Source organism: Bacillus sp. MYb78, from assembly GCF_002975115.1.
Lineage (GTDB): Bacteria > Bacillota > Bacilli > Bacillales > Bacillaceae_G > Bacillus_A > Bacillus_A cereus.
On record NZ_PCOB01000005.1, the window covers coordinates 22,630 to 45,820 of the forward strand.

Consider the following 23,191-nt stretch of genomic DNA (forward strand, 5'->3'; position numbering starts at 1 on the left):
CATATTGTAGCTTATTTCTTTTTAAAAATAGGGAGGCTTTTTACATGAAACAAAAATTTTCAGTTGAAGCGTTTTGGAAGAAAGTAAAACATGTTGCAAAGCAAGCAGGGCAGTCGGTCATTTATGCAAGTTTATTACTGTTTTACGTTTTGCAAAGACCCGATGTTCCAAAACGAGTGAAAATTATTGTAATTGGAGCACTTGCTTATTTTATTGCACCGATTGATGCGATTCCAGATTTCATTGCTGGAATTGGCTATACGGATGATTTAGGGGCGTTAACGGCCGCACTAATACAGGTGTCGTTATACGTTAATGAAGATGTGAAAGATAAGGCACGAGTGAAGTTGGCAGAATGGTTTGGTTCGGATATAGACACAACATTTATCGATCAGAAATTAGGTCAATAGGTGAAATCTGTCATGAGGTGACAGGACGAACGTAAGCGAGGAAGTGCATTATGCCATCAGGAAGAACGCATACGAAAATAAACTTAATATCCCTTCCGGTTGTTTTGTTTTTGCTCTTTTCGTATGGATTAACAAATTTTGATTTTTTATTAACTTTTGCAATTGGTTTTTTAGTAGGTACTTCATTTTTAACACCGGATTTAGATACGTACAGTAATGCTTATAACAAATGGGGTTTCTTACGTATATTTTGGTATCCTTATAAAAAAGTAATGCCGCATCGATCTTTCTTTACGCATACGATTATACTTGGTGATGTGATTCGTATTGCGTACATGTTAATCGTCTTTTCTCCATTTTTATTTCTATTAAATGTAATCGCACTGGATGGTAATTTAATAGAAATTGCGAAGAAACATGAGGTTGAAATTGTAACGTTCTTAATGGGAATTGTTGTGGCAAGTACGCTCCACATTATAGCGGATAAAGTGAATACGCGCCGAAAGAAAATGATGAGAAAAAAGAAGAAACGCAGAAGATAAAGTGAACGAATTAGGAAAAGGGCCCCTTGCAATTTGCAAGGGGCCCTTTTTAAACAAATGTTTGTTTAAAATTAAGCTTTCAGCACTTTAATTCCTTTTACAATGTTCCAGATGAAGTAGTATAAGCTGATGATTCCGCAAATAGCTAAGACAATCATTGATCCAATTCCAAGTGTTACATCTGGTTGATTAGATCCAAGACCCATAATTCCTAAAATAGTTACGCCAATGAATGTAGCGATACTTGGAATGATGTGTGTCCATAGAGCACGTTTTGCATGTGGTTTTGTTTCAGCGTCTCCTACAATCCAAACGATAATAGGGAATAAGATAGGGGCAAATAGTACACTAAAGTATGATAACGCAGCTAATATTTTATTTCCGTTCATATATATCACCTCATAAATAATTTCTGTTGTTATACTATTATTATGCAATAATTTTGGCAAACTTCCTATCGATGAACATTACAAGAACGTGACGATTTTGTAAGATTTTCTGTTAAATAATAAAATTTTCAAAAAAATCTTTTTTAATAGAAATTGTTATGGTACAGTATAAATGAAAGTTGTTGAAAACGTTTTCTTAAACGTTTTTTTATTTTAGACTTAAAGGTATGATGACCTGATAGTCTATTGATGAGGTTATTCTATTCAAAAGGGGATTCTTTAGGGGGAGAGAACAATGAACACATGGACACAAGTTTATGATCCATTCGGAAACATTTGGATTTCGGCAGCGGTCGCACTTATTCCGATTATCTTTTTTTTCTTAGCTTTAGCAGTTTTCCGCATGAAAGGGTATGTGGCAGGATTTATTACAGTTGTACTTACAGTTTTAGTAGCGTTATTCGCTTATAAAATGCCGTTCACGATGGCAATGGCAGCGACCGGATATGGTTTCTTATACGGATTATGGCCAATTGCTTGGATTATCATTATGTCGGTATTTTTATATAAAATTTCTGTGAAAACAGGTCAATTCGATGTGATTCGTGCATCGGTATTATCGATTACGAACGATCATCGTCTACTCGTTATTTTAATTGGATTTTCATTTGGAGCATTTTTAGAAGGAGCGGCAGGATTTGGGGCACCAGTAGCGATTACAGCAGCGCTTCTTGCGGGTCTTGGGTTAAATCCTTTATACGCAGCAGGTCTTTGTTTAATTGCAAATACTGCACCAGTGGCGTTCGGAGCGATGGGAATTCCGATTACAGTTGCTGGACAAGTAACAGGTATTGATCCACATAAAATTGGACAAATGGCTGGGCATCAATTACCGTTCCTATCATTATTTGTTCCATTCTTTATCGTATTTTTAATGGATGGATTTAAAGGGATAAGACAAACGTGGCCTGCGTTACTTGTAGCGGGTAGTTCATTTGCGATTACGCAGTTCATTACAGCGACATTTTTAGGGCCGGAACTTCCGGATATTACATCGGCACTTGTAAGTTTAATTAGTTTAGCGCTGTTCTTAAAAGTTTGGCAGCCGAAAGAAACTTATCAATCCGGGCAAGTAAATAGTGAAGTAGCAGCAACAACGACAGCAGCATCGATGCCGAAATTAACGTTTGGAAAAGTAGTAAAAGCATGGTCTCCATTTATCGTATTAACGGTTATGGTAGTCATTTGGAGCCAAAGTTTCTTTAAGGCATTATTCGCTCCAGGAGGGGCTTTAGCAAGTCTTGTATTTAAGTTTGAAATTCCAGGTCTGCATAATCTAGTAATGAAAGCAGAGCCGATTGTAAATAAACCAACGCCTTACGAGGCAATTCTGAAGTTTGATGTATTATCAGCAACCGGAACGGCGATTTTAATTGCTTGTATCATTTCCATGTTTATTTTGAAAATGAATGTAAAAGATGCAGTAGTGACATTTAAAGAAACGTTAAGTGAATTAAAAATGCCAATTCTATCAATCGGATTCGTACTAGGGTTTGCATTTATCGCAAACTATTCTGGTCTATCTTCTACGTTAGCGTTAGCACTAGCAGGAACTGGCGGACTATTCCCGTTCTTCTCGCCTTTCTTAGGCTGGATTGGCGTATTCTTAACAGGGTCTGATACGTCTGCGAATGCACTGTTCTCGAATTTACAAGCCATTACAGCGCAGCAAGTCGGCGTATCTGAAGTGCTTCTTGTTGCAGCAAATACAACAGGCGGTGTAACAGGTAAAATGATTTCTCCGCAGTCGATTGCGATTGCTTGTGCAGCAGTTGGTCTTGCTGGAAAAGAATCGGATTTGTTCCGTTTTACAGTGAAGCATAGTTTGTTCTTCGTAATAATTGTAGGGATTATGACTTATGTTCAGGCTTATTATTTAACGTGGATGATTCCATAAACAACAAAAGAAATAAATTTTGAATTTTCCAGATTATAGTGTATGATGGAAAAGTATTGAAAATTAAATCAGTGATAAACTAGGGGTGCCTAACGTATGCGTAGGCTGAGAGAGAAGCGCGTGAACTTCTTAACCCTTTGGACCTAATCTGGCTCGTACCAGCGTAGGGAAGTTAACGGCTTTACATAATGATGTCTTTATGAGCCAGGTCCTTATTTTTTTATGGACCTGGCTCTTTTTATGGAAGATGCGCAAATTGGGAATACCGACAGTAGTGGATAGGGTTGTTCAACAAGCAATCAGTCAAGTGCTGGGTTCAATATTTGAAAAACAATTTAGCGAATCTAGTTACGGCTTTAGACAAGGGCTCTTTTATGTTTGTATTTCGGAATTTCATCATATTTCTTTAAATAATAAGCACGGTAAGTAGCTTCACGAAGTTGTACAGAGTTGGCAGCTTCAACCATGTAATAACGAAGATACTGGTTTCCCGTTCGTGTCATGGGTGTTCGTTCCGATTCAAAGTTTCCAGATTGCGATTTTTTCTAGTAAAGACCGGTGTATTTGGCCAATTGTGCTTCGTTCTCAAAGCGTTCAATTTGTCCAACTTCCGCAATGATTCCCGCGGCGTATACGACTCCAATGCCTGGAACACTTGTTAAATATCTCGCTTCTGGAATGGCTTAGAATAAAGCAGTAATGCTTTTTCTATCTCTTTGATTTGTTTTTTCAATGTTTGAATCAATCGTGCATAAGTGGCTAATACAACGTCCACAGAGTCTTGAACGACCTTACCTAGTCGGTAGGAGTCACGTATGGCTTTCTTGATGGTTTTCGCTAAATCTTCCGGGTCGCTAAAGCGTCCTTTCCCCTTTTTCTGAAGAAGAGTAGCGAGTGCTTCTAGATCCATTTCTGCGATTTCATCCAACGAAAGGGAATCTGAGAGTATTTCCATCATCGTCGCACCAAAAACAGAGGTATTTAACTCTTTCGATAACGTATTACATTTGTAGTAAAGGTTCTTCAGAAAGTGTTGCTTACATTCTGTTTGCTGGTGAACGAGTTGATATCTAGATCGTGTTAAACGTTGAAGGGCAACGTATTTTTCCTCCTTGATAAGAAACTTATTATACCGTCCGATTCGTAAAAAATCGGCAATACGGAAAGCATCTATTTTATCGGTCTTATCTTCTTCAAAGAGTTTTTTATACCGATGGATGGCTTTTGGATTTTGTACGACCACTTCCACGTCTAAAGCCCTCAAATCCTTATCTTCCGTTAGGAACATGGAAGGATGGAAACTATAGACGGAAGTAGATTCCATGCCAATGACAATTTTTTTATAGTTGTACAACTGGTGAAAATGGAAAACATCCTCCTTAATGGCGTTGGCACCATTCACATCGTTTGAAAGACAAATTTCTTTCAAAACAGTGTCATGACTGTCAAGAAAACATACATCAAGTTTTTCAGAGCTTACATCAATAGCTACGAATAATCTCAAAGAAAGGACCTCCTTTCTTTGAATAGTATTTGGAATGAGCTTGGATACTGTGGGATCTTCCTAGAGTCCAAAACATAGCCACAACCTCGCGTATGAGTATTCAATGATTGCCTTCATCTAAGCTGCCCTCCCCACTATGAGAGGTAAGTGAAGGAAACCGATACAGCTTGTGCGTATGCAGTGCATTTTGGTCTGGGTCACAGTCTTTTAACGTGGTCGAACTACAGGAGGAGTAAGCATATTCCCGATGGGTCCATTTCTATACTTCCATTATCTGGGTAAATCCCCCAGTATCCAAGACTAAATTTTACCCATACATCATTTTTTTGATGTAGCTCTTGAAGATAAAAACTATTTAATTTTCAAGGAACAGTTATTAACTTAAAACTTATTATACGAGGAGGGTGTATCATGAAAAAAATATGTTTTGTATTAATTGTCGACGCTGGTATAAATTATGGTTCAATATTTTCTCTACCATTTTTAAGGAATCAGGATGATTTGAAGGAATATTTTTCTAAGTATTATGATGTTTCAATTAATTATATTAGGGATAAAAACTCAGTTGACTATTTGGTAGTTCCCAAACCGTGTCCAGCTTTTGATAATGAAAATAATCTTCCAATAATTGAAGTACCAGCAATCTTATTTATGGAAAAGAATTTTGAAAAGATAAAGACTTATATAGACAATTATTTTTCTAATAACTCATAAAGAAAATAAAAGTACAGTAAAAAGAAGTCCGATAAAAAACGAGTGGTGTAGAATATTTCTATTAATCATTCGTTTTTTATTATATTTACATATATTTTTTAAAAGAGGATTATAGACGTTCTGAAAAAAATTAATTATAACAAGAACAGTGTTCGTGCTACTATCTACGGTTATTTTTTGTACTAAGTACCCCTTTAACTAACAAGACAACAAAAAATTAACATATTAAGGAAATAATGTTACAATAAATGTAAGAGCTTTCTCTTTGATTTTTAGCTCTGAATAATAAAGATAGTTAAATCACTAAATGGAGGAGCAGGTCAATTTTGTTCCTTGTATAGTAAATTGTTACCTATCTCTATTGAAGATTGTATGGCAGGTAACAGTAGCAGTTGTAGCGAAATGCAGCAGAGACAAAGGCTCTTTGTCAAACGGGACTGATGAATGTATTTGGCAAGTAAAAAATGGTTCTTCCCGAAGTTAGTTGAAAAGTCTCATTCTCTCCAAAAGTAGAATCTTTGTCCGCAATGTGGAGAATTTACATCGACCATACATGATTCTTTTAATAAGCTTTAACTTGTTTATGCTCCCTTCGGCAAGACCATTATTATTCTCATAAGTTACCGCATTTCTGACAGCTTCAATATCCCGGGCTAATCCATTCGTAAAGCTCTTAAACTCTTGTATATTAGTATTTTTCATTTTCTCAATACAATGGTCGAAATTCTCAACACTCTTTGTGGTGAAGATGTTTTTAAACTCCCATGTTAAGTCATAAACTATTTTTACAATAGGGTGTTCTTCGTAATTATTGTTGGTATTATGACGTATGTTCAAGCATATTATTTAACGTGGATGATTCCATAAAGAGAAAAAGAAATAACCTTTGCATTTTTCAGATTATCGTGTATGATGGGAAAGTATTGAAAATTAAATCAGTGATAAACTAGGGGTGCCTAACGTATGCGTAGGCTGAGAGAGAAGCGCGTGATCTTCTTAACCCTTTGGACCTGATCTGGCTCGTACCAGCGTAGGGAAGTTAACGGCTTTACATAATGATGTCTTTTATGAGCCAGGTCCTTATTTTTTTATGGACCTGGCTCTTTTTATTTTGGCATGCGCTGGCCATATCTCGTCCTTGTCACGAACAGGGGGGCAACAAAAATTATGAAACAATCTGTTTCAGCTGAGCAAATTGAATTGAAATCGAGTTTACCAGGGAGTAAGAAAGTATATGTGGATGGACCACGCGCAGGCATGAAAGTGCCGATGCGTGAGATTGAACAAAGCGAAACGAACGGCATCCCAAATCCTCCAGTCCGTGTGTATGATACGAGTGGTCCTTATACGGATCCGGCGTATAAAGTGGAGCTGGAAAAGGGAATTCCAACGCCGCGTCATTCTTGGATCATGGAGCGCGGGGATGTAGAGGCATATGAAGGGCGCGAGGTGAAACCAGAGGATGATGGTGTGAAAGTGGCTTCGAAACATACACCTGTTTTCCCACAAATGGATCGCCAGCCGCTTAGAGCGAAGCAAGGTGCAAATGTTACGCAAATGCATTATGCGCGTAATGGCATTATTACGTCTGAGATGGAATACGTTGCAATTCGTGAAGGAGTAGAGCCTGAGTTTGTTCGTAAGGAAATTGCGGAAGGGCGTGCTATTTTACCAGCGAATATTAATCATCCGGAAGCAGAACCGATGATTATCGGGCGTAATTTCCACGTGAAGGTAAATGCAAATATCGGAAACTCTGCTGTATCTTCTTCTATTGCAGAAGAAGTAGAGAAGATGACGTGGGCAACGCGCTGGGGTGCAGATACGATTATGGATTTATCTACAGGTAAAAACATTCATACGACGCGTGAGTGGATTATTCGTAATGCGCCTGTACCAGTTGGAACTGTACCGATCTATCAAGCGCTGGAAAAAGTAAACGGAATTGCAGAAGATTTAACGTGGGAAGTATATCGTGATACGTTAATTGAGCAGGCGGAGCAAGGCGTTGATTACTTTACGATTCACGCTGGCGTATTACTTCGCTACATTCCAATCACGGCAAAGCGTACGACAGGTATCGTTTCGCGCGGTGGTTCGATTATGGCGCAGTGGTGTTTATTCCATCATAAAGAAAACTTCCTATATACTCATTTTGAAGAGATTTGTGAAATTATGAAGCAGTACGATGTTTCGTTCTCTCTTGGAGATGGATTACGTCCAGGGTCTATTGCAGATGCAAATGACGAAGCACAGTTTTCTGAGCTTGAAACACTTGGTGAATTAACCAAAATTGCTTGGAAACATGATGTGCAAGTTATGATCGAAGGACCTGGACACGTACCGATGCACTTAATTAAAGAGAATATGGAGAAAGAGCTTGATATTTGTCAGGGCGCGCCGTTTTACACACTTGGGCCGCTAACGACAGATATTGCACCCGGTTATGACCATATTACATCGGCGATTGGAGCTGCGATGATTGGCTGGTTTGGAACAGCGATGCTTTGTTATGTAACGCCGAAAGAACATTTAGGTTTACCGAATAAAGATGATGTACGCACGGGTGTTATTACGTACAAAATTGCAGCGCATGCGGCTGATCTTGCAAAAGGACATAAAACGGCTCATCAGCGTGATGATGCACTTTCAAAAGCACGTTTCGAATTTCGTTGGCGCGATCAATTTAATTTATCTTTAGATCCTGAACGTGCGATGGAATATCATGATGAAACGTTGCCTGCAGAAGGGGCAAAGACAGCTCACTTCTGTTCAATGTGTGGACCGAAGTTTTGTAGTATGAGAATTTCACATGATATCCGTGAATATGCAAAAGAAAATGATTTAGAAACGACAGAAGCAATTGAAAAAGGAATGAAAGAGAAAGCAGAAGAATTTAAAGAAGCTGGTAGTCATTTATATCAATAACATGTTACACCTCTTTACTTGATTGATCACACTGTAGTACCTAACTTTATTATAGAAGAAGCCCCATTTGCTAAGACGGTAGCAAATGGGGCTTCTGTTGTTTATCCCGCTATTTGTGGGCAGTAAGACCCCCACCTCAAAATTCAGCGGAAGCAAAGAAGTTAGGTCGGGGTCGGGCTGCCCGTAAAAGCCCGATTGGTGAAGGCTAATAATCAGTGGGGGATGAACAAAACCCCCACTGATTAAAGTTTCACTTTATAAGGCGAAGAAGAGATGTACCCAGTAGAATAAGAGGAATAGTGTGACGACTGTTGTGAGCGGGATAACGATAAGGGATACACTTAAATAGTCTTTCCATTTTACTTTAATTTTGTTTTGTTTCAGAATATACATCCAAATGAGTGAAGCTAGTGTACCAATTGGTAGTAATAGTGAACCGATGTCACTACCAATGATGTTTGCAAGATAGATTGTTTTTAATGTGACTGGATCTAGTCCCATTTCTGTTAATGTAATTGTACCAATCATAAGGGCAGGATGGTTATTGAAGACGTTAGAGAGGATGGATACAAGTCCACCCATTGCAAAGCTAGCATAGAGTAGATGCTGATTCACAATTGGCTCGAGCCATTGTACAAGTGCAGCTGTTAATCCTGCGTTGTGGAGTCCGTAAATAATGACGTACATAGAGAAGGCGAAAATTAAAATGTGCCACGGTGTCTTTTTCAAAATGTCGACAGGATTTGTTCGTAAGTAGTACCATCTCCAAATGAGAAGAACGAGTGAACCAAGTACTGCAACGATTTCAATTGGGATGGATAAGAAGGATGCAACGAATAGAAGACAGCGCATAAGGAAGACGAAACCTAATACTTTTAACATGAATCTTGTCCGTTTTTGTTTCGTATCAACAGAATTATTTCCTTTTAGTGGATGGAAGTTTTTCGTGAAGAAAATTTCTTCAATATCATATGAAGAAACAGGTAATTTTTTCGGAAGTTTTTTCTTCAAAACTGTATACATGAGCCATGACATAAATAATAAGCCTAATGTTGCAGGTACAAACATCATAGCAGTATGCATATAAAGAGTCATATTAACGATATTTAATGCGATTAAATTTACGATATTACTTACACCAATTGGTGCACTAGATGCCGTAGCGATTAAAGCACCACTTAATAAATAAGGAATTTGCTGATGAGGTTTTAATTGAAGATTTTTTAGAAGAAGAATTAAAATTGGAGTTGTAATTAAAATACTACCGTCGTTATTGAATAAAAGAGTCATGAGAAAACATAATAATTGAATATACCAGTATAAGCGGCGTCCAGAACCCTTTGCTAGATTTGCTAGTTTCGCTGCGGACCAATGGAAAAAGCCGAAGCTTTCTAATATAACTGCCATGACGATGGTCGCTAATATTGTTATGGAAGCACCGCCAATTTTACTTATAATATCCATGACGTCTGGTTTTGATACAAGTCCAGTAATTATGATGATACCAGCTCCGATTGCTGCTGGCCACGCTTCATTTAAACCTCGAGGCCGCCAAAAGATAACAATCATCGTTAAGAAGAATACAATAATAGTAATCCATATTTCAATGCTCATATTTTGCCTACCTTTCTATTTTCCCTTGAATAGATGTAGCTTGTCTCAAGGTTATATTGGTAGTATATTCAGCAAAAAATAAGAAGAACTAGACGTATAACGAGATGAAGCGAATATGTGTTTTTCATGCTAAAGGACAAGTGTCATTAGTAGTGAAATAACTATTGTGATAGGAGTCTATAAATTGATTGGGCAGTAAGGTAGTAAATGAGATTTATATAGGTGTAACTGAAAATATATCAGCGATTATTGAAATATATCGGCGTAACTCAAAATATATCAGCGATCATTGAAATATATCGGCGCAACTGAAAATATATCAGCGATTTTTAAAATATATCGACTTATCGACAAAACATGACAAAAGGAGCCCATCCCAAAATGCCTTTTGGAACAGACCCCAAGACTATATTATTTTTCCTTCAAAAAAGTACGATCCTTCAAGAATAAATTCCAGAAGAAAATAAATCCTGGTAATAAAATTGCAATCCCAATTGCGTATAGAATGAGCAGTGCATAGAACGTTTCTGTCGTTGTAAAGCTTGTAAATACAGTTACGTCAGGATAAATAATATAAGGTAAATGCGCGACGCCGTAAGCGTAGCTTGCAAATGCATATTGAGCGACGACAGCTAAAACGGCAATGCGAGGATATCCTAGTGTATTGTACTTTTTGTTTGTCCACCAAAGGGACGAGTATCCGATAACGAATAAAACAATAGAAACTGTAAACCACGGGAATTGCTTTATTAATCCTTGCATAAGCCAATGTGTTTCAGGATCCATTACAACGAGGGCGATGATCGCCGTAACGAGCGTTGCAGGACCAAGGATGATGGCATTTCTTCTATAAATTCTATACGTATCTTCTGAACTTTGTTCTCTCGCAAAATCAGCAAGAAAGAGAGAGGATAGAAATAGTTCAGACGTTATTCCGAAGAGCATATAGCAATAGATAACCGGGCTAGAAAGAAGTTTTCCATACAAGAGTACTTCTTTTCCTTCAGACATTGTAATATAGGCTCCCTCTGTAACGGGTAAAACGGTAATTAATAGTGCTGGAATTAAGAGACCAGTAATACCTGAAATAACCCGAAGAAGGTACTGATATTTCGGCAAGGAGTAAGCAAACACCATAAATGTACTACGTACTGCAACGAGCACTAAAATTAACATAACTGGTACGAACATTACTGTCGCAAGGGTAAAGGCCGCTTTCGGAAAGAAGCCGAGAAATGCGACAACGACGAAGACGAGAAACGTATTTGTTACTTCCCAAGTGGGTGATAAGTACCGATTCGCAAGTTTGGCAGCGAGCGTTGGATGTTTTGCGTATACCATGCCCCAAAAACCAGCACCAAAATCGATGGACCCTAGTATACTGTATACGAAAATAAGGGCCCATAAGATGATGATTGCAATACTTTCCTCATGCATGAGAATCGCCTCCTTGGTGTTGTAAATCATTCTTTAATGGATGTCTTCTAAAGAATGTACGTAGAACAAAGACTGTTAAAATAGCGAGTCCAATATATAAAATGATGAACAAAACAAATAAAGGACCGACGAAATCAGCGCGTGTAGATGCATCGACGGTACGTTGCATACCATAAATTGTCCATGGTTGACGACCGCTACAACTGAAAATCCAGCCGAATTCAATACCGAGCATCATAATTGGTCCGCATGCAGCAGCCCCCCAAAGTAGCCACTTCGGTAGTTCTGTTCCCTTTTTTCGGTAAACGAAGTACCAATATAAGAGCGCAATTGCTGCAACTGCAAAGGTAAACGCAGCAGTGCCAACCATTAAGTTGAATAGTGTATGTGTATAAAATGGTGGCCATGTTTCTTGTGGGAATTCCTTTAAACCTTTTACGACAGTGCTAGGGTCTAGTCCCACTAATAAGCTAAGCATGTTTGGAATTTCAAGTGCGTAGTTTAGTTCAAGTGTATTAGGATCCACAACTCCGCCAATGGATAGCGGTGCGTGTGATGTCGTTTCAAATAAAGCTTCAGCAGATGCAAGTTTTTCAGGTGAGTGTTTATGTAAGGCAATCGCTGATTCATGTCCTGAAAGCCACATCGTAGCGCCTGTAATAAATGTAACGACAAGCCCTAATAGTAGCCCTTTTTTATGATAAGTAATTTCACGTGTACTTAAATTTTTCTTCAATAATTTAAATCCAGCGATAGAAGCAATGACAGCCGCACCAGTTGCATAAGCCGTAATAACAACATGGAATGCACTTGTGCCAAAACTCGGATTAAAGAAAGCTTTCCACGGATCAACGTTAAAAACAGATCCATCTGGATTCATTGAAAAGCCTGCTGGTGTATTCATCCATGTATTTGCTGATGTAATGAGTACGGCGGATGCCGTGGCACCAAGCATGACGAAAAATAGCGAGATTAATCTCATAAATGGAGGAAGTTTATCAGCTGCATATACGTAAATCGACATGAATAAAGCCTCCAAAAAGAAGGCGAAAATCTCAATTTGGAAGGGAACAGAAATAACTTGCCCAACAATTTTGGCAAAACCAGGCCAAAGAAGTGAGATTTGCACACCAACAATTGTTCCAGTTGGAATTGCTACACCGAGAAGAATAGCAAACGCCTTTGTCCATCTTTTCGCCATAATGGCATAGTCGGAGTCTTTCTTCCAGTGATAGAGTATTTCGCTTATAAAAATCATCAATGAAAGTCCGACGCCAAGTGTTGCAAAGATAATGTGGAATGCTAATGAAGAACCAAAAAATGCTCTTGCTAATGTTACCGTATCCATATGTAAACTCCTCTTCTTTTTTGCCATTATTTTCTGATTGAATTGGAAGATTTATTCAAAAAAACTACCAAAAATATATATGTATTTAAAAAGTGAATATGATAATATAATGTTGTAATATTTTGAATAGAAAGAAATAAATGGTTGGTCATGTTTTGTTTGTTTTTTGCTCAGGAATCTTTTATAATCTTTTATGCGAACATAAGTTCTGTTTTTCGGAATCAAGAAGTTTATGTGAAATGGAGAGGGTGTTTTATGTATCCTGAAGTCATTAAAAAGATGGCATTTTCAAAAGAGCATAGAGATTTATTATTGAAGCTATATAATAAAGAAATTACGCGTCGTGAATATGATCGACTTGTACAATCGCTATATAAACCTTCTAAAGAGGTTTGTGAGGGATAAAAATGCGGGAGACAATCTAATAGATTGTCTTTTTTAAATTTATGTATGTTCTGATAAAATTAAGGTTAGCCTTACTAGGGAGGTGAAAAGATTGCGGAAACGTTTATATATAGGGATTGGAGTTATCTTCTTAATCGCTTTAGGTGGAATTGTATTTTGGTCAGCTTTACAAGGAAACCGTACAGAAAATTTTATTTTAAGACATATGGTGAATGACAATGGAACACTTGCCACGTATCGTTTAGTAGATACTAAGGCAGGTACGGGTGAAGCTAAGGGACGTGAAGCATTATCAGAATCGGCGGGATTATGGTTACAGTATACACTTGATAAAGATGATCAGGCGTTATTTGATGAGCAAGTAAAGGTTATTCAAGATAATTTCATATATAAGAATCATATCGTTTTATGGAAACTCTCTGAAAAGGGAGAGAGGCAGTCAGCTACAAATGCACTTATAGATGATCTTCGTATTATAGAACAATTATATCGTGCTTATGAAATGTATAAGGAAGAGCGTTATAAAAACCTTGCCGATCAATTAAGTGATGCTGTACTTCGTTATAATAAAAAAGATAATTATTATGTTGATTATTATGATGCAGATGCAGGGAAACAAAATAATTATGTAACAACATCATACATAAATCCGCGTGCATTCTCCTATATGAAGAAGTACGGCAAAGTTTCTGCTCAGCAATATCAGGAAGTCGTTCAATTTTTAGCTGATTATCCAAGGCATGGCTGGGCATTCCCAAAAGAGTATAAAGAAGATGGTACATTTACGTACGATAAAGAAGTGAATCTTATTGACCAATCATACGTTGCATATCATCGGAGTTTAGGAGGTCTTTCATCAGCTGCTTATTTGGAATTTATAAAGAAGAAGTTCCAAAAGGATGGAAAGCTATACGGTCGTTACAATTTAGAAACGGGAAAACAAACTGTGAATTATGAATCGCCAGCCGCTTACGGACTAACGATTTTGTACGTACTACAAACAGGTGATACAAAGTTTGCGAAGGAATTGTATGATCATATGGCCACATTCCGAAATGACAATGTATTTAGTAGATATTACGGTGGATATGTAACAGGTGAAAATAATAATACGCATATTTTTGATAACGTACTACCACTTTTAGCTGAAATAGAATTAAAAAAGAGTGAACAATAAAAGGTGCCACCATATGAGGGTGGCACCTTTTATTTGTTCATATAATTTTACGTCCTAATATTAGAGAAGTAGTCAATAACGAATTCACGAAATTTCTGAGCAGTTTTCGATAAGTAACGTTTTTTTGACCAACTTAATCCGATGGTTCGCTGACAAGTGGGTTCAATAATACGCAACTTGCTTGATGCTAAAGTAGAGTTTTTTAATAAAGTTAAACTTGGAACAAAAGCGATGCCGAGACCTTGCTTAATGAGGTCGCTAATCACGGTCGGTTCATCTACTTCAAAAGCAATATGCGGAGTGAAACCAGCTTCTTTACAAAATTCATCCGTTAAGTGCCGAAATCCATAGCCAGTGTTCATACTAATAAAGGGTTCGTCTTTTACTTCATGCAGGTGGATATTTTCTCGGCCGGATAAACGGTGGCCTGAAGGGACGACTAAGAAAATTTCTTCTGTAATAAGTGGTTCCCAAATAATTTCCTCACCTTCAATTGGCACAGAGGAGATACAAAAGTCAATTTCTATATTATCTAGTTGTCGTTTCATAGAAGGAGTAGATGCAAGAAATTGTTGGAATCGAACGTTAGGATGTTCTATTAAAAAAGAGCCAAGTAGTTCTGGTAATATTCTCGGAATAGAAACGGCCAGTGTAATAGAGCTTTGTTGTAATTCGGCTAAATCTTTAATTTCTCGTTCCCCTTCACTTAATTCATGAAAAATACGCTCTACTCGTTTTAAAAATACTTTTCCGAAAGAATTTAAAGTAATCTGTCGACCTTGGCGATCAAATAAAGGAACGCCTAAATCCTTTTCGAGTCTAGCGATTGTTTTGCTGAGTGAAGGTTGCGCGATATGCAATTCTTCAGCTGCCTTTGTCATATGTTCTAGTCGTGCGACTGTCTGAAAGTATTTTAACTGGAGCAGTTCCATTTCGAATCTCCTTTCTATAGACCAAAAGGAATGAATTGATAATTAAAGATGTATTATACAGTATGGAAAGTGACGTGTATAGTAAATCTGTTAAACCATTCGAAGGGTGTTAAATTAGAAGAGGAGTATGTTTCATGAAGGGAATTCAACTAATATTTAAAGATTGGAAAGCGATGTGGCACCATAAACATGGACGTATCGCTTTAATTTTTTTATTAATCGTTCCGTTAATTTATTCAGGATTCTTTTTAGCTGGATATTGGGATCCGTACGGAAGATTAGATAAATTACCCGTTGCAGTTGTGAACTTAGATAAGGGTGCTGTGATGGATGAAAAAACAATTCATGCAGGAGACGATTTTGTTAAAAATTTAAAAGAGAATAAGGAACTGGCTTTTCATTTCGTATCAGAAAAAAATGCAGATGAAGGGTTAAAAGAAGATAAATATTATATGGTTGTTACGATTCCAGAGAATTTCTCTAAAAAGGTAAGTACACTTATGGATGAGAAACCAGAGCCGGCAAAGTTGCAGTACAAAGTAAATCCAGGTAAAAACTTTGTAGCAGCTCAAATTGGAACGACAGCTGTTGAAAATATGAAAACAAAAATCTCAAACAGTATTACGAAATCTTATACAGAAGGTGTCTTTTCAAAGTTTCAAGATTTGGCACAAGGATTGAGTGATGCAAGTAATGGTGCTGGGAAGTTACATGAAGGAACGACCGATGCAAAAAATGGAGCGAATCAGCTTGCGGATGGTATTGATCGTTTAAGTAATGGGACATCGAAATTGAAAGAAGGAAGTGACAAGCTTGCATCCAGTCAATCTGCTTTAACCGGGGGAGCAAATAAGCTGAGTCAAGGAGCGACATCACTTCATAGTGGTATGGAGTTATTAGCACAAGGTGAAAAAACGTTACAATCAGGAGTTAGTGAATTAAGTGCCGGTACAAATGAATGGGTGAGCGGAAGTGAGAAGCTTGCTGAAGGGCAAGTAAAAGTGGATGGTGCAGCTAATAGTATAAAACAACAATTAGAAGAGTACGTGAAAAATCATCCAGAAGTGCAGCAAGATCCCGCCTTTCAAAAAATCGTTGCTACGTCTAATGGACTAGCTAAAGCAACAAGTACTTTAAATAATAGCCAACAACAATTGACACAAGGTGCGAAGAAGCTTACTGACGGTCAACATAAGATTGAAGAAGGCATAAATACATTCGGAGTTAAGTTAAATGAAGCTACTGCTGGAACGCAAAAGATAGCAGATGGTGCATCGAATTTGGCTGATGGATTTATGAAGTGGGGAAATGGCTTTACATCATTGCAAGAAGGTGTAAATCAGCTTGCGAGTGGTGGAACAGAGCTGAATAACGGTGCTAGTAAATTAACAAATGGACTTGTTAAACTTGATGATGGTGCGAAAGAACTTTCTACGAAATTAGGAGAGGGCGCAGAGAAGATAGCGGATGTTCGTAATGATGATGCACGCAATACGATGTTCTCAGAGCCAGTTCAGTTAGTGAAGTCAACAGTTTCTGACGTTCCTAACTACGGTTCAGGCATTGCACCATATTTCTTATCACTTGCATTTTATGTTGGCGGAATTATGGCATCGAATATTTTACCTCTTGGCCGCAGACAAAACATGAAGGTAAGCGGAACGGTACATTTTATTAATAAACTAGGATTGGTATATTTAATTGGACTCATTCAAGCGCTACTCGTAGATGTAGTTGTGCTAGGAGTTATGAAATTAGAAGTTGCAAGTGTGCCACTTTTTGTTTTATCAAGTATTGTTATTTCCTTTACGTTCATGACATTTATTCTTATGTTAGTAACAGTATTTGGTCTTGTTGGAAAATTCTTAGCGGTAACGCTTCTTGTCCTGCAATTAGCGACGAGCGGAGGTACTTTCCCAGGAGAATTAAACATAGCTGTTCTTAGCAAAATTGGACAGTTTCTCCCAATGTCTCATTCTCTTAGAGGATTACAAGATGTTATTTCTTTAGGAGATTGGTCGCAATTACAAATGCAAATTTTAATATTGTTATGTTATCTCGTTGTTGCCGGTGGAATTGCTTGGATCACGAGCCATATACAGCATAGAGAAACGAATGCAGAACAAGTTTCTTAAAATGAAAGAAGCTATCCGATTTTTTCGGATAGCTTCTTTTTTATTTACGTTCCATTACTGCAAAGTAATTATTTTCATTATCAGCAAAGTTGAATGCTCTACCAGTAGGTAAATCTACAACCTGTCCAACTGTGACATTTTTCTCAGAAAGATCTTTATATAGACGGTCTAAGTCATTTGAGAAGAACATAAGTGAAGGTGTATTAAGGTTTAGTTCAGGTTGCATCTTCGCGATTAACGCTTTATCGTGAAGGACGATGCTTGTTCCTGCTTCTTTCGCCGGTGCAATTTCAATCCAGCGGAATCCGTTTCCGTTATTCTCTTCCGCAATGATTTGGAACCCTACTTTTTCTGTCCAAAATTGTACTGTTTCGTCTTGGTTATTTACATATAGCATAATTTGTCCAACTTGATTAATCATAGGTGTCTCTCGCTTTCTTTTTATATGCGTATCATTATATCAAATATATGGCTTGAATAGTTTTTTATGATTTTTTCGGAATACAACCTTCGTTCATTTCATCTTTGTTGTAGGAGAAGGACCTGTAATCCAAGTATGAAATGGTATTGTGCTACAAATGACCATTGTTGAAATAGAGATAATAGCCGTTAACACAAATAGTAATAGGCTATATAATATAGTATTTTCTTGCAGTGTGAATAAAGAAAGAAAATTTGTGCATAGTTGCAAGAAGAATAAGTGAGCTAAATAAGCACCATACGTGTAATTTCCAATGAAACGTAACGTTTTATATAAGAAACCACGACGCTGTACTATCATAATAGATAACACATACAGTATGATAATTTCGCATACGATATATAAAAACATAGATGGTTTTAAATAGGTAGAAACAGTTAAATGAATAGAGTTTGCTCCGTAAAAACTAAACAACTCATAATTGATGAATAAAAATAAGATGAAAAATAATATTGTTATAAGCGGGATATGTTTCATGACGAATAGACGCCAAGTTTTTAGTGCTACAGCGGCAATGCCACCCATAACGAAATAGAATGAGTAGAATAGAAATGATCGATCTGTATAATGTAAAATTGTTGAACTTGTTAATTTTTCTCCATTAAAAATATAGTGAGAAGAGAACCACATTAATAGAAAATATAGGCAAGCGAAAAAGGTCATATATTTATATATGTCTTTTTTATTTTCTGTTCGTTTTTGAAACCAATAAAAAAGTGTGCATAGTAAAGGGAACAATAAGTGAATTTGGAACATCATAATAACGTACCAAAGATGGGGCGCGGCTGTTCCGAGTAATAAACTTTTTATTCCGCCTTGTAATGTAATAAGATCGTTTGTTGTTAATAAGTAAAGAATAGACCAAAAGAAATAAGGAATGAGTAAGTGTGTCGCTTTTTCAGAAATATATTCTTTATATACTAATTGCTTTGTATAGTGACGAATTAAGTGAAATCCAACGATAAATATGAATGCTGGTGCTGAGAATTTTGCAAGATTAAATAGCATGCCCATAATGAGGGATTGCTCAAGTAAGACATTTCCTTGATTCATTGTATATAATAAGGAACTTTGCAAAACGACAGCGAGAAATGCAATGCTTTGCAAAACTTTAAATTCAGGTGCGCTTTGTGTCATCGTGTTCATCTCCTTTTCCATACATGATTATAGTACGGAGAATGGATAATGGATGTGGAATATTTGTGAAGATTTTAACAAATTTGTGGCGAGAGGAGCTATCAACTTATCAACAAATAACGAAAGAAAGAGGAGGCTCTAAACGAGCATCCTCTTTCTATTAAGCAAATTTGTTTTTGATCCAATTCTTACCTTCTACAAGGCGAGCTGTCATTACCGCACAAGCGTTATCTGCTGTTACGTTTAACATCGTTGCAGGTGGATCAATGATTGTACTAATTGCTGCGATAATTGGCAGTGCTTCTGGCGGGAAACCGTATAGAGATACGATTAACATTTCACCGATCATACCGCCGCCTGGAATAGCACCCATTACTGTTCCTACTAATAGAGAAACAACAAGTGCGATTGCTAATGTTTTCGGTCCTTCGAATTCCATGTTGAAAATACCGAATAAGAAAGCAATTTTTAATACGCCACCTAAAACAGAGCCGTCTTTATGAAGTGTAGAACCAAGAAGGACAACTGTTTCGCGAACGTCTGAAGAAATACCCATTTTCTTCGTTGCTTCTAAGTTCGCTGGAATACTTGCGGCACTACTACAAGTTGCAAGTGATGTAACTGTAGGAGAGACCATGTTCTTCCAAAATACTTGTACACCTTGCTTGCGACCTGCAAGGTATGCATAGAATGTGAAGAATACAAAGAAATAAATTAGAGAAGCTGGATAGTATACCATTGCTGCTCGGAAGTAAGTTCCAAGAAGTTGTGGTCCGAATTCACCAACTAATGCTGCGAAGTAAGCAGCAAGTCCGATTGGAGCGTAGTACATAATGAAAGATACAACCTTCATTGAAATCTCTGCACCAGCTTGTAGGAATGTAGCGAATGGTTTTCCTTTTTCGCCAACTGCTGAAGTTGCAATCCCCATTAAGATAGAGAAGAAAATAAGAGCTAACATATTTTCACGAGATAGTAACTTCGAGAAGTCAGATACTGTTAAAATACCGACGATTTGATCTGCAACACTAACAGCTTTGCCGGCTTTGTCAGGTTGTGTTAGTTCTAGTACAACACCTTGTGCTGGCGGGAATACTTTCACGACAATAATCATAAAAATAGCAGCCAAAATACTTGTAAATAAGAAAGTCCCAGCCATACTAGACATAATTTTACCGAAACGTTTTAATCCATCCATATTAGCAATAGACGATGCGATGCTAAAGAACACTAGAGGTACAACAATCGTAAACATTAAGTTTAAGAAAATGTCACCAAGCGGCTTTAAAGCAACTGCATCGGCACCCATGAAATAACCAATGAAACCACCAATTAGGATAGAAGATAATAAAATAAGCGGAAAGCGATATGCCTTCATAAATATATCCTCCTATCAATTTAAAAAATCATACTGAATCATTATAGCGAGTTAGAGTCCTCTTTACTAGGAGAATACGGATAAATGGAATAGCGTGAAAACCAAGAAATTTTTGTTTTTAAGCTCGGCATACAGCAGGAAATCTAGACATATATATTTGTAACCTAGTGGTGGCAAGGGATGCACTATAACTTAGGTTTAGAAAAAGGGGGAGGGAAGCGGAATGAATATTTTGCTTTGCTGTGCAGCGGGAATGTCTTCCAGTTTGATTGTTACAAAGATGGAGAAAGCAGCAGAGGCAAGAGGGATAGAAGTAAAAATCTGGGCAGTATCAGGTTCTGAAGTGAATAGTCATATTGATAAAGCTGATGTCCTTTTACTTGGACCGCAAGTACGTTATTTATTACCGAAAATGAAAGAATTATGTAAGGATAAAGGGATACCTGTTGATGTCATTCAATCCGTTCATTACGGACTTTGTAATGGAGAAGCTATCTTGCAAGCAGCTTTGTCAATGAAACCATGAGGAGAGTGGGATAAATGATACGGTTTTTAGAGAAGTACGTGATGCCCGTAGCAGGGAAGGTTGCAGAACAGAGGCATTTGCAAGCAATTCGAGATGGAATTATTTTAACGATGCCTTTCTTAATTATTGGATCGTTTTTCCTTATTATTAGTGCACTGCCGATACCGGGATATAACGAGTTTATGGCAGGTTTGTTTGGTGAGAATTGGCAGAGAGCTTTAGGGTATCCAGTTAGTGCAACTTTTAATATAATGGCTTTAATAGCTGTTTTTGGAATCGCTTACAGGCTTGGAGAGTATTATAAAGTGGATGCTTTAGCATCCGGGGCATTGTCGCTTGTGACGTTTTTACTTGCGACTCCATTTCAAGTTGCATATATTATACCAAGTACAAAAGAGAGTGTACTTGTAGAAGGCGCTATCCCAGCAGCATTAATGGGAAGCCAAGGGTTATTTGTAGCAATGATTATTGCACTTATATCTACTGAACTTTATCGGTTTATTGTACAAAAAAAGATAATTATAAAGATGCCAGAGACAGTTCCACCAGCTGTCACGCGTTCATTTGCCGCACTTGTTCCAGGATTTATTGTTGTAACAGTTATTTGGATTTTACGCTTAATTATAGAAAATACTTCTTTTGGCAGTATCCATAATATCGTAGGACAAATTTTACAGGAACCACTTAGTGTACTTGGTGCTAGTCTTTGGGGCGCAATAATAGCAGTTATTCTCGTTCATGTTCTTTGGTCGTGTGGAATTCATGGTGCTACTATTGTTGGTGGTGTAATGAGCCCCGTTTGGTTGTCGTTAATGGATCAAAATCGAGTTGCTTTTCAAGCTGGGCAAGATGTACCAAATACAATTACGGCACAGTTTTTTGACTTATGGATTTATATGGGCGGTTCTGGTGCAACGCTTGCTCTAGTTGTCGGAATGTTACTATTTGCACGAAGTCAACAATTAAAAAGTTTAGGGAGATTGTCAATTGCACCTGGTATATTTAATATTAATGAGATGGTAACTTTTGGTATGCCGATTGTAATGAACCCACTTTTACTAATTCCATTTATATTAGTTCCAGTTGTGTTAACAATTGTTTCTTACTTTGCAATGGAATGGGGATGGGTCGCACGTCCGAGTGGGGCCGCTGTACCTTGGACGACACCTATTCTTTTTAGTGGATATTTAGGATCGGGCGGGAAAATTTCAGGTGTTATTTTGCAACTTGTTAACTTTGCGCTAGCATTCTTCATTTATTTACCGTTCTTAAAAATATGGGATAAACAAAAACTGGCGGAAGAAAAGGGGGAGTAAAGAACTAAAATGGATACGATAGAGACGAAAGCTTTTCATTTAATCTTGCATGGGGGAAACGCGAGAAGTTGTTCAATGGAAGCAATTGATTGTGCGAAGCGTGGGGAGTTTACAGAAGCTGAAGCTAAATTACAAGAAGCACTAGAGGAATTAAAAGAGGCGCACCGTGTACAAACGGAGCTTATCCAGAAAGAAGCTGGTGGTGAAAAGACCGAAGTTACTCTTTTAATGGTACACGCACAAGACCATTTAATGAATGCAATTACGGTGAAAGAATTAGCGAGTGAGTTTGTAGAGTTATATAGGAAGATGTCGGTGGATGAATGAACCTTGCTTATGCAAGGTTTTTTTATCTCGAATTAACGGGCAGTAAAACTCCCAGTAATTAAAATTTCATTTTATGTATGTGCCTGTACCATCAGTGGAATGTTCATCCCACTGATGGTATTTACAATCCTCCTTTTTTCAGATGAGTAAGAGTTATAATTAATCGGCAGTAACAATTTCTCCTATACCACGAATTAATCTTTTTATATGCACCCGTTCCGGTTTTAATATATTTACGATATAATCAATCGTTATTTGTGGTTCAACGGTTGTACCGCAAGTATAACAGTCAATAGCTGCAAAATTTTGTTCCGGGTAAGTGTGAATGGAAAGATGACTTTCTGATAATAACACTAATACAGTAACACCATATGGCTGGAACTCTTTTTTACTTACGTTTAAAACATGGGCACCAGAGCAATCTGCAGCGTTAACTAAATGGTATTCTAAAAAGTGAATATCATCTAATAGGGAAAAATCCACTCCCCATAAATCCACTATTATATGCTTGCCAAAGGTAGAGTATTCCATAGG

Annotated in this window: 22 protein-coding genes, 2 pseudogenes and 2 riboswitches; of the genes and pseudogenes, 12 read left to right on the forward strand and 12 right to left on the reverse strand. The window is 37.4% G+C overall.

Features of this window, described 5'->3' with window-relative positions:
* Positions 1-44: 44 nt before the first annotated feature.
* The gene (locus CQ064_RS12450; protein ID WP_000810369.1) at positions 45-410 is read left to right on the forward strand and encodes a YkvA family protein; all 366 of its coding nucleotides are present in this window, start codon (positions 45-47) and stop codon (positions 408-410) included.
* Positions 411-460: 50 nt separating this feature from the next.
* On the forward strand, positions 461-952 hold the full coding sequence (locus tag CQ064_RS12455) for a metal-binding protein (protein ID WP_001139059.1): 492 nt from the start codon (positions 461-463) through the stop codon (positions 950-952).
* A 71-nt stretch (positions 953-1,023) separates the two neighbouring features.
* Here CQ064_RS12455 and CQ064_RS12460 read toward each other — a convergent pair whose 3' ends face one another.
* Positions 1,024-1,341: a magnetosome magnetite crystal formation protein family gene (locus tag CQ064_RS12460; protein WP_001014101.1), complete on the reverse strand. Its 318-nt coding sequence runs from the start codon at positions 1,339-1,341 to the stop codon at positions 1,024-1,026.
* 295 nt (positions 1,342-1,636) lie between these two features.
* Here CQ064_RS12460 and lldP point away from each other — a divergent pair, with 295 nt between their 5' ends.
* The gene (gene lldP / locus CQ064_RS12465; protein WP_001099343.1) at positions 1,637-3,298 is read left to right on the forward strand and encodes an L-lactate permease; all 1,662 of its coding nucleotides are present in this window, start codon (positions 1,637-1,639) and stop codon (positions 3,296-3,298) included.
* Positions 3,299-3,369: 71 nt separating this feature from the next.
* Positions 3,370-3,485: riboswitch (TPP riboswitch) on the forward strand.
* A 169-nt stretch (positions 3,486-3,654) separates the two neighbouring features.
* Here the strand turns inward: lldP and CQ064_RS34415 are convergent.
* Positions 3,655-3,978: pseudogene (locus CQ064_RS34415) on the reverse strand (transposase).
* Positions 3,957-4,802 (reverse strand): IS110 family transposase, encoded by an 846-nt coding sequence (locus CQ064_RS12475; RefSeq protein WP_003272200.1) that lies wholly within the window; start codon positions 4,800-4,802, stop codon positions 3,957-3,959. Before CQ064_RS12475 ends, CQ064_RS34415 begins: the two are co-directional and overlap by 22 nt.
* 411 nt (positions 4,803-5,213) lie before the next feature.
* On the opposite strand from CQ064_RS12475, the gene CQ064_RS12480 reads away from it, so the two are divergent.
* On the forward strand, positions 5,214-5,516 hold the full coding sequence (locus CQ064_RS12480) for a hypothetical protein (RefSeq protein ID WP_000717611.1): 303 nt from the start codon (positions 5,214-5,216) through the stop codon (positions 5,514-5,516).
* Between the two features lie 480 nt (positions 5,517-5,996).
* Here the strand turns inward: CQ064_RS12480 and CQ064_RS12485 are convergent, their stop codons facing one another.
* Positions 5,997-6,308: a transposase gene (locus CQ064_RS12485; protein ID WP_372584603.1), complete on the reverse strand. Its 312-nt coding sequence runs from the start codon at positions 6,306-6,308 to the stop codon at positions 5,997-5,999.
* Between the two features lie 3 nt (positions 6,309-6,311).
* On the opposite strand from CQ064_RS12485, the pseudogene CQ064_RS34420 reads away from it, so the two are divergent.
* Positions 6,312-6,383, forward strand: a pseudogene (locus tag CQ064_RS34420) (L-lactate permease); the annotation flags it as partial.
* A gap of 71 nt (positions 6,384-6,454) precedes the next feature.
* Positions 6,455-6,570, forward strand: a riboswitch (TPP riboswitch).
* 113 nt (positions 6,571-6,683) lie between these two features.
* The gene (gene thiC, locus CQ064_RS12490) at positions 6,684-8,444 is read left to right on the forward strand and encodes a phosphomethylpyrimidine synthase ThiC (RefSeq protein ID WP_000814450.1); all 1,761 of its coding nucleotides are present in this window, start codon (positions 6,684-6,686) and stop codon (positions 8,442-8,444) included.
* 255 nt (positions 8,445-8,699) lie between these two features.
* On the opposite strand, the gene CQ064_RS12495 is transcribed toward thiC, so the two are convergent.
* The 3 genes from CQ064_RS12495 to cydA form a co-directional block, all read right to left on the reverse strand.
* On the reverse strand, positions 8,700-10,058 hold the full coding sequence (locus CQ064_RS12495; RefSeq protein ID WP_000021123.1) for an arsenic transporter: 1,359 nt from the start codon (positions 10,056-10,058) through the stop codon (positions 8,700-8,702).
* Between the two features lie 411 nt (positions 10,059-10,469).
* Positions 10,470-11,495, reverse strand: coding sequence for a cytochrome d ubiquinol oxidase subunit II (locus CQ064_RS12500; protein WP_000544183.1), 1,026 nt, complete (start codon positions 11,493-11,495; stop codon positions 10,470-10,472).
* Positions 11,488-12,843 (reverse strand): cytochrome ubiquinol oxidase subunit I, encoded by a 1,356-nt coding sequence (gene cydA / locus CQ064_RS12505; RefSeq protein ID WP_000381989.1) that lies wholly within the window; start codon positions 12,841-12,843, stop codon positions 11,488-11,490. The genes CQ064_RS12500 and cydA overlap by 8 nt, the downstream gene beginning before the upstream one ends.
* 255 nt (positions 12,844-13,098) lie before the next feature.
* Here cydA and CQ064_RS33605 point away from each other — a divergent pair, with 255 nt between their 5' ends.
* A complete protein-coding gene (locus CQ064_RS33605; protein WP_000283179.1) occupies positions 13,099-13,248 on the forward strand; it encodes a hypothetical protein in 150 nt (49 codons plus the stop codon).
* A 91-nt stretch (positions 13,249-13,339) separates the two neighbouring features.
* Positions 13,340-14,425, forward strand: a complete 1,086-nt coding sequence (locus tag CQ064_RS12510; RefSeq protein ID WP_001231666.1) for a hypothetical protein — start codon at positions 13,340-13,342, stop codon at positions 14,423-14,425.
* A 47-nt stretch (positions 14,426-14,472) separates the two neighbouring features.
* Here CQ064_RS12510 and CQ064_RS12515 read toward each other — a convergent pair whose 3' ends face one another.
* Positions 14,473-15,357, reverse strand: a complete 885-nt coding sequence (locus CQ064_RS12515; protein WP_000421921.1) for a LysR family transcriptional regulator — start codon at positions 15,355-15,357, stop codon at positions 14,473-14,475.
* A gap of 134 nt (positions 15,358-15,491) precedes the next feature.
* Here CQ064_RS12515 and CQ064_RS12520 point away from each other — a divergent pair, with 134 nt between their 5' ends.
* Positions 15,492-17,492 carry a YhgE/Pip domain-containing protein gene (locus tag CQ064_RS12520; RefSeq protein WP_000676355.1) on the forward strand — a complete coding sequence of 667 codons (2,001 nt, stop codon included), beginning with the start codon at positions 15,492-15,494 and terminating at the stop codon, positions 17,490-17,492.
* 40 nt (positions 17,493-17,532) lie between these two features.
* On the opposite strand, the gene CQ064_RS12525 is transcribed toward CQ064_RS12520, so the two are convergent.
* The 3 genes from CQ064_RS12525 to CQ064_RS12535 all read right to left on the reverse strand — a co-directional run bounded on the left by CQ064_RS12525 (position 17,533) and on the right by CQ064_RS12535 (position 20,488).
* Complete coding sequence (locus CQ064_RS12525; protein ID WP_000610162.1) at positions 17,533-17,913, reverse strand: VOC family protein; 381 nt, start codon at positions 17,911-17,913, stop codon at positions 17,533-17,535.
* A gap of 93 nt (positions 17,914-18,006) precedes the next feature.
* Positions 18,007-19,110, reverse strand: coding sequence for an acyltransferase (locus CQ064_RS12530; protein ID WP_000194335.1), 1,104 nt, complete (start codon positions 19,108-19,110; stop codon positions 18,007-18,009).
* Between the two features lie 160 nt (positions 19,111-19,270).
* The gene (locus CQ064_RS12535) at positions 19,271-20,488 is read right to left on the reverse strand and encodes a dicarboxylate/amino acid:cation symporter (protein ID WP_000649376.1); all 1,218 of its coding nucleotides are present in this window, start codon (positions 20,486-20,488) and stop codon (positions 19,271-19,273) included.
* Between the two features lie 223 nt (positions 20,489-20,711).
* Between CQ064_RS12535 and CQ064_RS12540 the strand changes: the two genes are divergently transcribed.
* From CQ064_RS12540 to CQ064_RS12550, 3 genes are read left to right on the forward strand one after another with little or no spacing between them, the layout of a single operon-like run.
* On the forward strand, positions 20,712-21,014 hold the full coding sequence (locus CQ064_RS12540; RefSeq protein WP_001023543.1) for a PTS sugar transporter subunit IIB: 303 nt from the start codon (positions 20,712-20,714) through the stop codon (positions 21,012-21,014).
* A 14-nt stretch (positions 21,015-21,028) separates the two neighbouring features.
* Positions 21,029-22,330, forward strand: coding sequence for a PTS cellobiose transporter subunit IIC (celB, locus tag CQ064_RS12545; protein ID WP_000617789.1), 1,302 nt, complete (start codon positions 21,029-21,031; stop codon positions 22,328-22,330).
* Positions 22,331-22,339: 9 nt separating this feature from the next.
* The gene (locus tag CQ064_RS12550) at positions 22,340-22,657 is read left to right on the forward strand and encodes a PTS sugar transporter subunit IIA (RefSeq protein ID WP_000379645.1); all 318 of its coding nucleotides are present in this window, start codon (positions 22,340-22,342) and stop codon (positions 22,655-22,657) included.
* A 159-nt stretch (positions 22,658-22,816) separates the two neighbouring features.
* Here the strand turns inward: CQ064_RS12550 and speD are convergent, their stop codons facing one another.
* Positions 22,817-23,188, reverse strand: a complete 372-nt coding sequence (gene speD, locus CQ064_RS12555) for an adenosylmethionine decarboxylase (RefSeq protein WP_000456815.1) — start codon at positions 23,186-23,188, stop codon at positions 22,817-22,819.
* Between the last annotated feature and the right edge of the window lie 3 nt (positions 23,189-23,191).

Bases quoted from the DNA above. Each gene is read 5' to 3' on its own strand.
- CQ064_RS12450 (WP_000810369.1), top strand. From the start codon at position 45: ATGAAACAAAAATTTTCAGTTGAAGCGTTTTGGAAGAAAGTAAAACAT.
- CQ064_RS12455 (WP_001139059.1), top strand. From the start codon at position 461: ATGCCATCAGGAAGAACGCATACGAAAATAAACTTAATATCCCTTCCG.
- CQ064_RS12460 (WP_001014101.1), bottom strand. From the start codon at position 1,341: ATGAACGGAAATAAAATATTAGCTGCGTTATCATACTTTAGTGTACTA.
- lldP (WP_001099343.1), top strand. From the start codon at position 1,637: ATGAACACATGGACACAAGTTTATGATCCATTCGGAAACATTTGGATT.
- CQ064_RS12480 (WP_000717611.1), top strand. From the start codon at position 5,214: ATGAAAAAAATATGTTTTGTATTAATTGTCGACGCTGGTATAAATTAT.
- thiC (WP_000814450.1), top strand. From the start codon at position 6,684: ATGAAACAATCTGTTTCAGCTGAGCAAATTGAATTGAAATCGAGTTTA.
- CQ064_RS12495 (WP_000021123.1), bottom strand. From the start codon at position 10,058: ATGAGCATTGAAATATGGATTACTATTATTGTATTCTTCTTAACGATG.
- CQ064_RS12500 (WP_000544183.1), bottom strand. From the start codon at position 11,495: ATGCATGAGGAAAGTATTGCAATCATCATCTTATGGGCCCTTATTTTC.
- cydA (WP_000381989.1), bottom strand. From the start codon at position 12,843: ATGGATACGGTAACATTAGCAAGAGCATTTTTTGGTTCTTCATTAGCA.
- CQ064_RS33605 (WP_000283179.1), top strand. From the start codon at position 13,099: ATGTATCCTGAAGTCATTAAAAAGATGGCATTTTCAAAAGAGCATAGA.
- CQ064_RS12515 (WP_000421921.1), bottom strand. From the start codon at position 15,357: ATGGAACTGCTCCAGTTAAAATACTTTCAGACAGTCGCACGACTAGAA.
- CQ064_RS12520 (WP_000676355.1), top strand. From the start codon at position 15,492: ATGAAGGGAATTCAACTAATATTTAAAGATTGGAAAGCGATGTGGCAC.
- CQ064_RS12525 (WP_000610162.1), bottom strand. From the start codon at position 17,913: ATGATTAATCAAGTTGGACAAATTATGCTATATGTAAATAACCAAGAC.
- CQ064_RS12530 (WP_000194335.1), bottom strand. From the start codon at position 19,110: ATGACACAAAGCGCACCTGAATTTAAAGTTTTGCAAAGCATTGCATTT.
- CQ064_RS12535 (WP_000649376.1), bottom strand. From the start codon at position 20,488: ATGAAGGCATATCGCTTTCCGCTTATTTTATTATCTTCTATCCTAATT.
- CQ064_RS12540 (WP_001023543.1), top strand. From the start codon at position 20,712: ATGAATATTTTGCTTTGCTGTGCAGCGGGAATGTCTTCCAGTTTGATT.
- celB (WP_000617789.1), top strand. From the start codon at position 21,029: ATGATACGGTTTTTAGAGAAGTACGTGATGCCCGTAGCAGGGAAGGTT.
- CQ064_RS12550 (WP_000379645.1), top strand. From the start codon at position 22,340: ATGGATACGATAGAGACGAAAGCTTTTCATTTAATCTTGCATGGGGGA.
- speD (WP_000456815.1), bottom strand. From the start codon at position 23,188: ATGGAATACTCTACCTTTGGCAAGCATATAATAGTGGATTTATGGGGA.